This window comes from Spirillospora sp. NPDC049024, assembly GCF_040649235.1.
In the GTDB taxonomy this organism is placed as follows: Bacteria; Actinomycetota; Actinomycetes; order Streptosporangiales; family Streptosporangiaceae; genus Spirillospora.
The window spans coordinates 54,928-67,282 of the sequence record NZ_JBEZFD010000021.1; the positions used below are offsets into that span (position 1 = coordinate 54,928).

Sequence of the window (12,355 nt, forward strand, 5' to 3'; positions counted from 1 at the left end):
GGACACCGTGAGTCCCGTCACTGGGGGCGTCAGGACTTGTAGACGATGCGCTCCCCGTCCCCCCGGCGTCCCACCATGCTGTGCCGGTACCCATAGAGAGCGTAGACGACGCCGCCGATGACCATCCAGGCGAGGAACCGCAGCCACGTCTCCACCGGCAGGTTGATCATCACGAACAGGCAGGCGAGCACGGACAGGATCGGGATGACCGGCACCCACGGCGTGCGGAACGCGCGCGGCAGGTCGGGGCGGGTGTTGCGCAGCACCACCACGGCGACCGAGACGACGAGGAAGGCGAACAGCGTGCCGATGTTGACCAGCTCGGCCAGCTCGGCGAGCGGGATGAACCCGGCGAGCACCGCGACGATCACGCCCATGATGATGGTCGCGCGGTAGGGGGTGCCGAAGCGCGGGTGGACGGCCGAGAGCCAGGGCGGCATCAGGCCGTCGCGGCCCATCGCGAAGAAGATGCGGCTCTGCCCGAGGAGCAGGATGAGCACGACGGTGGTGAGGCCGACGACCGCGCCGATACTGATGATCGTGGCGAAGACGGGATGGCCGACGGCCTTGAACGCGTCCGCGAGCGGCGCGGCGACGCTCAGCTCGGTGTACTTCTGCATGCCGACGACGACGGTCGCGACGGCCGCGTACAGGACGGCGGTGATGACGAGGGAGCCGATGAGCCCGACCGGCAGGTCCCGCTGCGGGCGCCGCGCCTCCTCGGCCGCGGTCGCGACGATGTCGAACCCGATGTAGGCGAAGAACACGATGGCGACGGCGGAGAAGATGCCGAGCCAGCCGTAGCTGACCGGCGCGCTGCCGGTCAGGACCTGGATCAGCGGCGCCTTGAGGCCCTCCACGCTCGGCGTCGGCTTGGACGGCGGGATGAAGGGGTGGTAGTTGGCGCCCTTGACGAAGAACAGCCCGGCGAAGATCACCAGCAGCACGATGGCCACCTTGATCGAGACGACCACCGCGTTCACCCGCGAGGAGATCTTGACGCCGAGGACGAGCAGCGCGGTCACCGCCAGCACGAGGCAGATGGCGGGGATGTTCACCGTGCCGCCCTCGCCCGGCGGGGCGGCGAGCGCCGTCGGGATCGTGATCCCGACGTCGTCCAGCAGCGAGGCGAAGTACCCCGACCAGCCGACCGACACCACGGCCGCGCCGAGGGCCATCTCCAGGATGAGGTCCCAGCCGATGATCCAGGCGGGGAACTCCCCGATCGTGGCGTAGGAGAACGTGTAGGCCGAGCCGGCGACCGGGACGGTGGAGGCGAACTCGGCGTAGCAGAGCGCCGCGAGGCCGCACACGACGGCGGCGAGGATGAACGACAGCGCGACCGCCGGACCGGCCTTGTCCTTGGCGACCTCGCCGGTGAGCACGAAGATGCCGGTTCCGATGATCACGCCGATTCCGAAGACGGTGAGATCGAACGCCGACAGGTCGCGGCGGAGCCGGTGCTCCGGCTCCTCGGTATCCCTGATCGACTGCTCGACCGACTTCGTGCGCAGCACGTTCACGTCTCGTTGCCCCTTCACGTCCCGGTGTCCGGTTTTCGGCATAAGGCCGACAGCCGTATGCCCATATGTGCGCGGGTTATGATCCGCCGAAACCCGTGCATGTCCGTGACGTGGGGAAACGCCGGAAAAGAGGCGTTCCGAACTGTGTTCGGAACGCCTCTCTCCGTGATGGCGGCTCCGGATCCGCCCGGGGATCCGGTCGGCCGCGGGTCAGGCGGGCAGGGAGGCGACCCCCGGCTCCAGGAAGCGGCCGCCCGCGGCCCGCTCGGCGACGCCCGACCTGTCCAGGTACGGGGTGATGCCGCCGAGGTGGAACGGCCAGCCGGCGCCGAGGATCATGCACAGGTCGATGTCCTGCGCCGCCGCGACCACGCCCTCGTCGAGCATGATCCGGATCTCGTCGGCGAGCGCGGCGAGCGCCCGGTCGAGGACCTGCTCCTCGGTGGACGGGCTCGTCCCGCCGGAGAAGATCTCCACGACCTCGGGGTCGAGGGTGAAGTCGGGCAGGTACACGCCGCTCTTGCCGGCCGCGACCATCTTCGCCAGGTTGTCCGACAGCGGGAACCGGTCCGGGAAGGCCCCGTGCAGGGTCTCGTTGACGTGCAGCGCGATCGCCGGGCCGACCAGGCCCATCAGCACGAACGGCGGCATCGGCAGGCCGAGCGGGGCGGCGGCGCGCTCGGCCGTCTCGATCGGCGTGCCCTCGTCCACCGTCTTGACGATCTCGGCGAGCAGCCGCAGCAGGACGCGGTTGACGACGAAGGCCGGGGCGTCCTTGACCAGGACGCACGACTTCTTCAGCGCCTTGCCCGTGGCGAACGCCGTGGCGAGGGCCGCGTCGTCGGTCCGCTCGCCGCGGACGATCTCCAGCAGCGGCAGCACCGCGACCGGGTTGAAGAAGTGGAACCCCACCACCCGCTCGGGGTGCGCGAGCCCGGAGGCCATCTCGGTGACCGACAGCGAGGAGGTGTTGGTCGCGAGGACGCACTCCGCGGAGACGTACTCCTCGACCTCGGCGAACACCTTCTGCTTGACCGACATCTCCTCGAAGACGGCCTCGATGACGAAGTCGGCGTCGGCGAACGCGTCCTTGGTCAGCGAGCCGGTGATGAGCCCCTTGAGCCGGTTGGCCTTGTCGGGGGACAGCCGGCCCTTGCCGAGCAGCTTGTCGATCTCGCCGTGCGCGTAGCCGACGCCCTTGTCCAGGCGCTCCTGGTCGAGGTCGGTCAGCACGACCGGCACCTCCAGGCGCCGCGCGAACAGCAGGGCGAGCTGGGAGGCCATCAGGCCGGCGCCGACGACGCCGACCTTGGTGACCTTGCGGGCGAGCTCCTTGTCCGGCGCCCCCGCGGGCCGCTTCGCGCGCTTCTGGGTGAGGTCGAACGCGTACAGGCCGGCGCGCAGCTCGTCGCTCATGATGAGGTCGGCCAGGGCCTCGTCCTCGGCGGCGAAGCCCTCGTCGCGGGTGCGGTCCTTGGCGGCGGCGACCAGGTCCAGCGCCCTGGTGTAGGACGGGGCCGCGCCGTGCAGCTTGCCGTCCACGGTCCAGCGGGCCATCGCGACGGCGTCGTCCCACGCCTTGCCCTTGTCGACCTCGGGGCGCCGGACGGTGATCTCGCCGTTCAGCACCCGGGCCGTCCAGGCCAGGGACTCCTCCAGGAAGTCGGCCGAGTCGAAGATCGCGTCGGCGATGCCCAGCTCGTAGGCCTGCGCGCCCTTGAGCATCCGGTTCTGCGACATGGGGTTCTCGATGACGACCTTGAGCGCCTTCTCCGCGCCGATCAGGTTCGGCAGCAGGTAGGTGCCGCCCCACCCGGGGACGAGGCCGAGGAACGCCTCGGGCAGCGCGAACGCCGGGACGCCGCGCGAGATCGTCCGGTAGGTGCAGTGCAGGCCGACCTCGACACCGCCGCCCATGGCCGCGCCGTTGTAGTAGGCGAAGGACGGGACGTCCAGCTCGCCGAGGCGGCGGAACACGTCGTGGCCGAGCCGGCCGATGGCCGCCGCGTCCTCGCGCCGCCGGATCAGCGGGACGCCCTTGAGGTCGGCGCCGACCGCGAAGATGAACGGCTTGCCGGTGACGGCGACGGCCGCGATGTCGTCGCGCGCGGCGACGGCGTCGAGCGCGGCGTTCAGCTCGGCGAGCCCGCCGGGGCCGAACGTGTTGGGCTTGGTGTGGTCGAAGCCGTTGTCGAGCGTGATGAGCGCGAGCGTGCCCGCGCCGTACGGCAGCGTCACGTCGCGGACGTGCGCGTGCGTGACGACCTCGTCCTTGAAGATGTCAGGGTTCACTTGGCGCCCTCCCAGTTCACGTTCTCCCAGAGGACGGTTCCGCCCATGCCCATGCCGACGCACATCGTCGTCAGCCCGAACCGGACGTCCGTGCGCTCCTCGAAAAGGCGGGACAGCTGGTTCATGAGCCGCACGCCGGACGAGGCGAGGGGGTGGCCGAGGGCGATCGCGCCGCCCCACGGGTTCACCCGCGCGTCGTCGTCGGCGATCTTGAAGTGCTCCAGGAACGCGAGCACCTGCACGGCGAACGCCTCGTTGATCTCGATGAGGCCGATGTCGTCCATGGTCAGCGAGTTGCGGGCGAGGAGCTTCTCGGTCGCGGGGACCGGCCCGACGCCCATGACCTCGGGCTCCACGCCGGCGAACGCGAAGTCGACGAGCCGCATCCGCGGCGTGAGGCCGAGCTCGCGCGCGGCGTCCTCGGCCGCGAGGAGGCACGCGGTGGCGCCGTCGTTGAGGCCCGCGGCGTTGCCCGCCGTGACGTTGCCGTGCACGCGGAACGGGGTCTTCAGCGCGGCCAGGCTCTCCATCGTCGTGCCGGGGCGCGGCGGCTCGTCCTCGGTGGCGAGCCCCCAGCCCAGCTCGGCGGAGCGGACCGCGGTGGGCACCAGGTCGGGCTGGATCCTCCCGGCCGCGTACGCCTCGGCGACCTTGCGCTGGCTGCGCACCGCGTAGGCGTCGGCGCGCTCCTTGGTGATGCCGGGGAACCGGTCGTGCAGGTTCTCCGCCGTCGAGCCCATGACCAGGGCGGACGGGTCCACCAGCTTGTCGGCGAGGAACCGCGGGTTCGGGTCGACGCCCTCGCCCATCGGGTGCCGGCCCATGTGCTCGACGCCGCCCGCGATGGCGACGTCGTAGGAGCCGAACGAGATGCCGGCGCCGGTCGTGGTCACGGCGGTCATCGCGCCCGCGCACATCCGGTCGACGGCGAAGCCGGGGACGCTCTTCGGCAGCCCGGCCAGCACGGCGGCGGACCGCCCGATGGTCAGGCCCTGGTCCCCGGTCTGGGTGGTGGCGGCGATGGCGACCTCGTCCACCCGCTCGGGCGGGAGGGACGGGTTGCGGCGCATCAGCTCGCGGATCGCGCGGACGACCATGTCGTCGGCGCGGGTCTGCGCGTACAGGCCCTTGGGGCCGGCCTTGCCGAACGGCGTGCGGACGCCGTCGACGAACACGACGTCGCGTGCGGTGCGAGGCACGGGTCGTCCTCCCTGGGATGGACTCTGATGGAGGTGTCGAGCCTCGTGCCGCCCCTGCCGGCGGCACGAGTACCCGCGTCAGCGATGCTACTCGCTGGTAACCCTTAATGCTACTCGTCAGTAACCACTGACGCGGTGCTCAGCGGCCGGATGCCCGCCGGCATGGGCCCTGGTGCCCTTGTTCGGTTCATGACGGATGGGTAGCGTGACCCGAAATCACCGGAGGAGGCACGGTGACCCACGCGAGGCCCGCGTACCGGCCGGGGATGCGCCGCCGGATCGGGCACATCCGCGACCTCGCGGCGCTGCTGCTGCGCACCGGCCTGCTGTTCTCCGGCGGACCCCGCCGGCTCCTCCGGCAGCTCGGCACGCTGCGCCGCTGGGGCACCTCGCTCGCGGGGCTGGTCGCCTCCGCCGCCGCCCGCTCCCCGTCCCGCCCCGCACTGATCGACGACGAGGGCGAGCTGACGTTCGCCGAACTGGACGAGCGCGCCGCCCGCCTCGCCGCCGGACTGCCCCTGCACGGCCCCCGCCCGCGCGTCGGCGTCCTGTGCCGCAACCACCGCGGCATGGCTCTCACCCTCCTCGCGTGCTCCCGGCGCGGAGCCGAGGTCGTGCTGCTCAACACCGGTTTCGGAACGGGCCAGATCCGCGCCGTGCTCGGCGAGCTGCGCCCCACCCTGCTCGTCGCGGACGCCGAGTTCGCGCCGCTGCTCGCGAACGTCCCGATCGCGCTGCGCCGGAACGTGCTGTGGGCCGACCGCCGGCCGCCGGCCGCGGCCCCGCTCTCGGCGCCCGTCCCCGCCGCGACCCTGCCGCCGCCCCGCACTTCCCCGGACCTCGCGCCCGTCCCCGCCGACCAGGGCGGCCCGAGCATCGAGGAGATCATCCGCTCGACGCCGCCGGCCGCCGCCGCGCCGCCGCAGATCCAGAGCCGGACGATCATGCTGAGCTCGGGCACCACCGGACGGCCCAAGGGCGCCCGCCGCCCGCCCCGCCCGGGCCTGTGGCCGCTGGCCTCGGTGACGTCCCGGATCCCGCTGCGCGCCCGGCAGACCATGATCGTCGAGGCGCCGCTGTTCCACACCTGGGGCTACGCCGCGCTGCAGATGGCGTGGGCGCTGCGTGCGCCGGTCGTCCTGCACCGCCGCTTCGACCCCGAGCAGACGCTGCGGACGATCGCCTCCTACCGCGACGTCACCGTGTTCGCCGTCCCGGTCATGCTGCAGCGGGTCCTCGACCTGGCACCCGAGGTCCGCGCCAGGTACGACACGTCCTCGCTGCGGATCGCGGCGCTGGGCGGCTCCGCGCTGCCCGGCGACCTCGCCACCCGGTTCATGGACGCGTTCGGCGACCGGCTCTACAACATCTACGGCTCCACCGAGGCGTCCTGGGTGTCCATCGCGACCCCGCGCGAGCTGCGGCTCGACCCGCGCACCGCCGGGCGCCCGCCCCGCAACACCTCGCTGGCGATCCTCGACGACGAGGGCCGCCGGGTGGGCCGCTCCACCCGCGGGCACATCTTCGCCGCGAACGAGCTGCTGTTCGAGGGCTACACCGGCGGCGAGCCGATGGAGGTCCGCGACGGGCTGCTCGCCACCGGCGACCTCGGCCACATCGACCACCGCGGCCTGCTCTTCGTGGACGGCCGCAGCGACGGCATGATCGTGTCCGGCGGCGAGAACATCGTCCCCCGCGACGTGGAGGACGCCCTGCTGCGGATGCCGGAGATCCGCGAGGTCGCGGTCACCGGCGTGTCCGACCCCGAATGGGGGCAGCGCCTCGCCGCGTACATCGTCCTGCGGCCCGGCGCCAGGCTCGACGCCGACGCCGTGCGCGCCTACGTGCACGCGCAGGTCGCCCGGTACGCGGTGCCCCGCGACGTGTACTTCATCCCCGAGCTGCCGCGCAACGCCACCGGCAAGGTCGTGCACCGCTGGCTGACCGCCCGCCCCGACCGGCCCGAGCCCGAGGGCCGCGTCGCGTGGCCGCAGCCCCCGCTGTGTTGATTCAGTCCCGGCCCACTTCGCTCGCCTTGCGGCTGTGTTAATACAGTCCCGGCCCACTTCGCTCGCCTGGCGGCTCGCTGCGTGACCGTGCCTGGGCGAACGCGGCATCGCTTCGCGATCTGCCCGGTTCCGCTCGCCTCCGGCTTCGCTCCACCGGGCAGGTCACGCGTTCGCGTGCGTGGCCGAGGCCGAGGCCGAGGCCGATTGAAGCAGGCCCTAGGCGGCGAGGAGGGGGCCGGCGGACGCCGGCAGCCGGATCGTGATCGACAGGCCGCCGTCCGGCCGCGGGACGGTGTCGACCGCGCCGCCGTGCGCGCCGACGACCGCCCGCACGATCGACAGGCCGAGGCCCGCGCCGTCCTTCGACCCCGTCCGGTCCGCGCGCAGCCGCCGGAACGGCTCGAAGATCGTCGCCACCTCGTAGGACGGCACGGGCCGCCCCGTGTTGACCACCCGGAGGAACGCCTCGCCGTCCCGGACGCCCGTGCTCACCCAGATCCGCCCGTCCCGCACGTTGTACTTCACGGCGTTCTCCAGCAGGTTCACCGCGCACCGCTCCAGCAGCACCGGGTCGCCGGCCACCGCGGCCGGGCCGAGCCGCACCTCGACGTCCACGGCCGCCTCCTCCGCCTGCCCCTCGACCTGGTCGAGCGCGCTGCGCACCACGTCCTCCAGCGGCGTCTCGGCCCGGGTCGCCAGCTCCCGCTCGGACTTCGCGAGCAGCAGCAGCCCCTCGATGAGCCGCTCGTGGCGCGCGGTGTTGCCGAGCAGGACGTCCGCGAGCGCCCTGGTCTCCGGTGGGCTCCGGCGGCTCGCCAGCGCGACCTCCAGCACCGTCCGGTTGATGGTCAGCGGCGTGCGCAGCTCGTGCGAGGCGTTCGCGACGAACCGGCGCTGGGCGTCGAACGCGCGGTTCAGCCGGTCCAGCATCCGGTCGAAGGTGTCGGCCAGGTCCTTGATCTCGTCCTGCGGGCCGTCCAGCGCGATCCGCTCGTGCAGGTTGCTCTCCGACAGCCGCCGTGCCGTCGCGGTCACCGTGTGCAGCGGCCGCAGCATCCGCCCCGCCACCACGTACCCGATCACGACGGCCAGGACGCCGAGCACCAGCATCGTCACCAGGGAGCTCTGCAGCAGCTGCTCCAGGACGTCGTGCTTCTGCCGGGCCAGCTCCCGGTCGGCGTCGGCCTTCAGCTTCACCAGCTCGCTGACGTCGCCGTTGAGGGCCAGCGCCCGCAGCCGCGTGATCGTCGTCGCGTCCACGCTCTGCCGCGACGTGAACCGGTTGTCCATCGTCCTGACGGTCAGCAGGTACGTCACCGCGACCAGCGCCGCCGACGTGACGAGGAACAGCGACCCGTACACCAGCGTGAGCCGCGTCCTGACGCTCAGCCTCTTCACCATGCCTCCAGCCGGTACCCGGACCCGGTCACCGTCTCGATCACCGGCGGCTGCCCGAGCTTGCGCCGCAGCGTCGCCATCGTGACCCGGACGATGTTGCTGAACGGGTCGATGTTCTCGTCCCACGCCCGCTCCAGCAGCCGCTCGGCGCTCACCACGCCGCCCTCCGCCCGCAGCAGCTCCTCCAGCACGGCGAACTCCTTGTTCGTCAGCCGCAGCTCCCGCCCGTCCCGCGCGGCCTTCCGCCGGTACGGGTCGAGCCGGATGCCCCGCCCCTCCAGGACGGGCGGCACCGGCGGCCCCGACCTGCGCGCCAGCGCCCGCACCCGCGCCACCAGCTCGCCGAACACGAACGGCTTCGGCAGGTAGTCGTCGGCGCCGAGCGACAGCCCGTCCACCCGGTCGTCGACGTCCCCGGACGCGGTCAGCATGAGGATCCGCGCGTGGCTCCGCCGCCCCACCAGCTCCCGGCACACGTCGTCGCCGTGGACCGTGGGCAGGTCCCGGTCGAGGACCACCACGTCGTACTCGTTGTACGAGGCCCGCTCCAGCGCGGCGTCGCCGTCGTAGACCACGTCGACGGCCATGGCCTCGTCCCGCAGTCCCTCGGCGATCGTGTCCGCGAGCACCCGCTCGTCCTCGACGATCAGTACACGCATGCCGCCGAGCATGACGCCCCGAGGGTTAAACCCCGATAAGCCCGGGAGGCTTCAGACGCCGGCGAGTCTCCACAGCCTGTCGACCGGGGCTTGCGCGAAGAGCAGCAGCAGCGCGAAGTAGGAGACGCCGGGGAAGGCCGCGACCACGGCCAGGCCCACGGCGAGCAGCGCCGTGTTCGACAGCGCGCCCCGGACCGACTCGATCGTCGGCGGATCGGACTCCAGCGCGACGTCGGGATCCCGGTAGGAGATCACCGTCAGCGCGGTCTGGAGGACGCACGCGACGAGGATGTTCCCGATGTACAGCATCACGGTGAAGCGGTCGTCCCCCGGATAGGAGGCGGCCATCTCCGTCGGGAACGGCAGGACCACGATGGCCAGCAGCCATCCCGTGTTCACCAGCATCAGCGCCCGCGTGTAGCCGCCGATGTGCTCGAACACCCGGTGGTGGACGAACCACAGCCGGATGATCACCACGAAGCTGAGGGCGAAGCTCCCGATCTGCGCCCAGTGCCCGGTGATCACCTCGATTGACCGCCGGTGCGCGTCCACCGCCTGCGGCACCACGTCGACCAGCGGCAGCACCAGCAGCGTCACGGCGATCGCCACGACCGCGTCGGTGAACAGCACCAGCCGGTCAGGATCCCGAGACACCGCCCGCGCCATAACTCAGGACCCTACAGCGGCGGCCTTCGTCGTCCCAGCTCAGCGCGCGTCCCCGCGTCAGCCGACCAGCAGCACGAGCTTCCCGCGCACCTTCCCGCCCTCGCCGGCGCGGTGCGCCTCCGCGACATCGGCGAGCGGGAAGGTCCGTACGGTCGGCGGCGAGAAGCGCCCCGCCTCGATCAGCGGCCCGATCTCGCCGAGCACGTGGACCGCGCGGCCGGCGTCCCCGCGGCTGAACCGCACCCCGTGCTCCCGGGCGCCGGCGAAGTCGGCGACCGTGACGACGCGCTCCGCGCCGCCGGCGAGGCCGGTCAGCTCGGGCAGTACCCCATTCCCGGCGACGTCGAGCGCCAGGTCGACGCCGTCCGGCGCCAGCGCGCGCACCCGCTCGACGAGCCCTTCGCCGTAGACGACCGGCTCGGCCCCCAGAGAACGCAGGTACTCCTGGTTCCCCGGACCGGCGGTGCCGATCACGCGCGCGCCGCGCACCACGGCGAGCTGGACCGCGGCGCCGCCGACGCTCCCGGACGCGCCGTTGACGAGCAGCGTCGCGCCGTCCCCGACGCCGAGCTGGTCGAGCGCGCGCGTGGCCGTCTCGATGGCAGCCGGCAGCGCCGCGGCGCCGGCGAAGTCGAGCGAGGACGGAATCGGTGCGTAGTGGGACAGCACCGCCATCTCGGCTTGGGCCGCTCCTTCGACACAGAAGCCGAACACGCGGTCGCCGACGGCCACGTCCGCCACACCCTCGCCGATCTCGTCGACGACCCCCGCCGCCTCGTAGCCCAGGGTCTGCGGGAGCTCCGGATCCATCTGCCCCTGGCGCTTCTTCCAGTCGCTGGCGCTCACCCCGGCCGCCCGCACCGCGATCCGGACCTGCCCGGGCCCCGGGTGAGGATCGGGCAGGTCGACGAGCCCCAGTACCTCGGGACCGCCGAACCTGTCGAAACGAACGGCCTTCATCGTGTGCTCCGTCCCAGCCCCCGCGGGCATGCGTCGTCGGCTCTGGTCGACCAGCGAATCAGACCCCACCGACGATCCGGCCTCACGACAAGACCGGGCGGGGCCGCGGCTCGTCCAGTGTCAGCGAACTGCTGAGAGGGAGCTCTCAGCGCGTCCTGAACCCTCGGCGTCGTAGTCTCCAGACATGATCGAGGCCGTCCTGTGGGACGTCGACGACACGCTCTTCGACTTCACCGGCTCGGAACGCACCGGACTGCTGCGCCACTTCGAGGCGGAGGGCCTTCCCTCCGACCAGGCAGCCTTGAACCGGTGGCACCAGATCACCACGAGCGAGTACCGGCGCCTCGCGGCCGGTGAGCTGACCTACGAGCAACAACGCCGTACGCGTGTCCGCAGATTCATGGACCGTCCGCTGAGCGACACCGAGGCGGACGCCTGGTACGACCGGTACGAGGCGCTTTTCGAAGCGGCCTGGTCAGCGTTCCCCGACGTGGCCGCGGCCTTGGACGCGCTTCCTCACCGGAAGGGGATCCTCTCCAACTCCAGCACCGTCCACCAGGAACGCAGGCTGACGGCACTGGGCCTGCGCCACCACTTCGAAGTGCTTCTCTGCTCCGACCGGCTCGGCCACGCGAAACCGGACCCCGTGGCGTTCCAGGCCGCCTGCACCGCCCTGAACCTGCCTCCCGCCGCAGTCGCCTACGTCGGCGACAAACTCGACATCGACGCCGTAGGCGCCCACAACGCAGGCCTCCACGCCATCTGGCTTGACCGAGCGGAAACGGCGACCCTGGCGCCGACCGGCATACATCGCATTTCGACCCTCGAAGATCTGCCCGTGGCTCTGACCGCCTGCTGAACCCCCACCCGCACGCCAGCGTTGCGCCACTCTCCGAAACGAGGCGACTCGCCGCACTGGAGTCGGCCCTTCAGGAGACCGGCACGTACCAGCGCCCACGGCCCTCCTGCGAGAGCCGGAACCGGCCCGGATCCCGGACGCAGGCCTTCAGCAGCCCGTCCGCCGCCTCATCGTCCAGGTCATCGGGGACTTCGAACCCCTGGAACGCCACTCGGCCGACCCCGGCGCGGAACCGGTGCTTGTACTCCTCCTCGCCCACGTAGGTCAGTGCTATGCGCCCGTCCCATTCGAGTCCGAATTCGAACGGTGCATGCCGGGTGGGAAAGCGGATCCGATGATCGGCGACCGAGTCATGGCCGAGCAGGTAGATGTGGAAGGCGAAGTCGTCCCAGTCCTCGATCTCGTCCACTTCGTCGAGGCCGTCGACATGGAAGGCACGGCCGGTCAGCGCGTCGAAATCCAGCGGGTCGTCCGGAGATCCCGCGACGAAACCCCGGGCGGCGCTGATGGTGCACCTGTGGTAGTTGCACCAGACGACCTTCGAAGGCTCGAAGCCGAAGCTCGGCCTGGAGTCGAGATCTTCGTCCTCCTCGAGACCGGGCGGATCCTCCGCGTCGTAGTCGGCACTCCGCAACTCCAAGACGAACCGCAAGCCGGACTCGGGGTCCAGCCGGCCCTTCCAGGCGAACTCCTCGATCCTGTGCCCGCCAGGCCACGGATTCCCCGGAAACCAGATCCGATCATCCTTCGCCGACAGGGTCGTGTTCCCGTCCACCGCACCCCTCCAATG

General features: G+C 71.7%; 10 protein-coding genes. 2 read left to right on the forward strand and 8 right to left on the reverse strand.

The annotated features are described in order from the left end of the window. Positions 1-29: 29 nt before the first annotated feature. The 3 genes from AB0C21_RS32165 to AB0C21_RS32175 form a co-directional block, all read right to left on the reverse strand. Positions 30-1,523: an amino acid permease gene (locus tag AB0C21_RS32165; RefSeq protein WP_500209304.1), complete on the reverse strand. Its 1,494-nt coding sequence runs from the start codon at positions 1,521-1,523 to the stop codon at positions 30-32. 210 nt (positions 1,524-1,733) lie between these two features. Next, positions 1,734-3,815 (reverse strand): 3-hydroxyacyl-CoA dehydrogenase NAD-binding domain-containing protein, encoded by a 2,082-nt coding sequence (locus AB0C21_RS32170; protein ID WP_500209305.1) that lies wholly within the window; start codon positions 3,813-3,815, stop codon positions 1,734-1,736. Next, positions 3,812-5,014, reverse strand: a complete 1,203-nt coding sequence (locus AB0C21_RS32175; RefSeq protein ID WP_500209306.1) for a thiolase family protein — start codon at positions 5,012-5,014, stop codon at positions 3,812-3,814. The genes AB0C21_RS32170 and AB0C21_RS32175 overlap by 4 nt, the downstream gene beginning before the upstream one ends. Positions 5,015-5,247: 233 nt before the next feature. On the opposite strand from AB0C21_RS32175, the gene AB0C21_RS32180 reads away from it, so the two are divergent. Beyond that, positions 5,248-7,023 (forward strand): AMP-binding protein, encoded by a 1,776-nt coding sequence (locus tag AB0C21_RS32180; protein WP_500209308.1) that lies wholly within the window; start codon positions 5,248-5,250, stop codon positions 7,021-7,023. A gap of 216 nt (positions 7,024-7,239) precedes the next feature. Here AB0C21_RS32180 and AB0C21_RS32185 read toward each other — a convergent pair whose 3' ends face one another. From AB0C21_RS32185 to AB0C21_RS32200, 4 genes are all read right to left on the reverse strand, one after another. After that, complete coding sequence (locus AB0C21_RS32185; RefSeq protein WP_500209310.1) at positions 7,240-8,424, reverse strand: sensor histidine kinase; 1,185 nt, start codon at positions 8,422-8,424, stop codon at positions 7,240-7,242. Beyond that, the gene (locus AB0C21_RS32190; RefSeq protein WP_500209312.1) at positions 8,418-9,080 is read right to left on the reverse strand and encodes a response regulator transcription factor; all 663 of its coding nucleotides are present in this window, start codon (positions 9,078-9,080) and stop codon (positions 8,418-8,420) included. Before AB0C21_RS32190 ends, AB0C21_RS32185 begins: the two co-directional genes overlap by 7 nt. A 51-nt stretch (positions 9,081-9,131) precedes the next feature. Further along, positions 9,132-9,734, reverse strand: coding sequence for a TMEM175 family protein (locus AB0C21_RS32195; protein WP_500209314.1), 603 nt, complete (start codon positions 9,732-9,734; stop codon positions 9,132-9,134). A 69-nt stretch (positions 9,735-9,803) separates the two neighbouring features. Beyond that, complete coding sequence (locus AB0C21_RS32200) at positions 9,804-10,706, reverse strand: NADP-dependent oxidoreductase (RefSeq protein ID WP_500209316.1); 903 nt, start codon at positions 10,704-10,706, stop codon at positions 9,804-9,806. 184 nt (positions 10,707-10,890) lie between these two features. On the opposite strand from AB0C21_RS32200, the gene AB0C21_RS32205 reads away from it, so the two are divergent. Continuing rightward, positions 10,891-11,565 carry an HAD family hydrolase gene (locus AB0C21_RS32205; protein ID WP_500209318.1) on the forward strand — a complete coding sequence of 225 codons (675 nt, stop codon included), beginning with the start codon at positions 10,891-10,893 and terminating at the stop codon, positions 11,563-11,565. A gap of 70 nt (positions 11,566-11,635) precedes the next feature. Here the strand turns inward: AB0C21_RS32205 and AB0C21_RS32210 are convergent, their stop codons facing one another. Further along, positions 11,636-12,340, reverse strand: a complete 705-nt coding sequence (locus AB0C21_RS32210; RefSeq protein WP_500209320.1) for a hypothetical protein — start codon at positions 12,338-12,340, stop codon at positions 11,636-11,638. Between the last annotated feature and the right edge of the window lie 15 nt (positions 12,341-12,355).

Bases quoted from the DNA above. Each gene is read 5' to 3' on its own strand.
- AB0C21_RS32185 (WP_500209310.1), bottom strand. From the start codon at position 8,424: ATGGTGAAGAGGCTGAGCGTCAGGACGCGGCTCACGCTGGTGTACGGG.
- AB0C21_RS32190 (WP_500209312.1), bottom strand. From the start codon at position 9,080: ATGCGTGTACTGATCGTCGAGGACGAGCGGGTGCTCGCGGACACGATC.
- AB0C21_RS32200 (WP_500209316.1), bottom strand. From the start codon at position 10,706: ATGAAGGCCGTTCGTTTCGACAGGTTCGGCGGTCCCGAGGTACTGGGG.
- AB0C21_RS32205 (WP_500209318.1), top strand. From the start codon at position 10,891: ATGATCGAGGCCGTCCTGTGGGACGTCGACGACACGCTCTTCGACTTC.